Source organism: Pseudomonas sp. EL_65y_Pfl2_R96 (assembly GCF_963970905.1).
GTDB lineage: Bacteria > Pseudomonadota > Gammaproteobacteria > Pseudomonadales > Pseudomonadaceae > Aquipseudomonas.
The window spans coordinates 1-495 of sequence record NZ_CAXAQH010000259.1; the positions used below are offsets into that span (position 1 = coordinate 1).

The window sequence follows — 495 nt, forward strand, 5'->3', positions numbered from 1 at the left end:
GGAGCGAATCCGTTGGAAATAGCCGTAGAGATAGAGTTTTAGCTGATCGGCAGGATCATAAGAGGGGCGCCCGGTGCCTTTGGGCAACGCTTTGTCAAAGCCCAGTTGCACCAGATCCAGCTTGGCGACGTAGAGGTCGATCACACGAACGAGGTGATCCTCGGGGATCAGTTCCTCCAGCGAGGCCGGGAACACGCTGGTCTGGCTGCGAGACTCTCCTTGGATGTAGGCCATAACGAAAAATGCTCCGTATCTTTCGATACGGAGCATTTTCATTGAGCGCTGCGCAGATTGCTAGGTTTTCACACAGTCTGCGAAGGTCGCCTTTTTCAGTCAGACAAGCGTGATCAGAATTCGTGATCAGCGCTGTCCAGGTTCAGGTCGGTGATGCCCAGCTTGCCGGCTGCGGCTTCGATCGAACCGGTCTGCTTGACCAGCGAGGCGATGGCGTCGCGCACGATCTGGTTGCCAGCGGTATTGCCGGCGGCGATCAAT

General features: G+C 56.4%; 1 protein-coding gene and 1 pseudogene. Both read right to left on the bottom strand.

Annotated features, from left to right (window positions below; genetic code table 11):
• The coding region (locus tag AACY49_RS30510; RefSeq protein ID WP_445262684.1) for a transposase at nt 1–234 on the bottom strand (234 nt) is incomplete at its 3' end.
• Between the two features lie 113 nt (nt 235–347).
• A pseudogene (locus AACY49_RS30515) lies at nt 348–495 on the bottom strand (imelysin family protein); the annotation flags it as partial.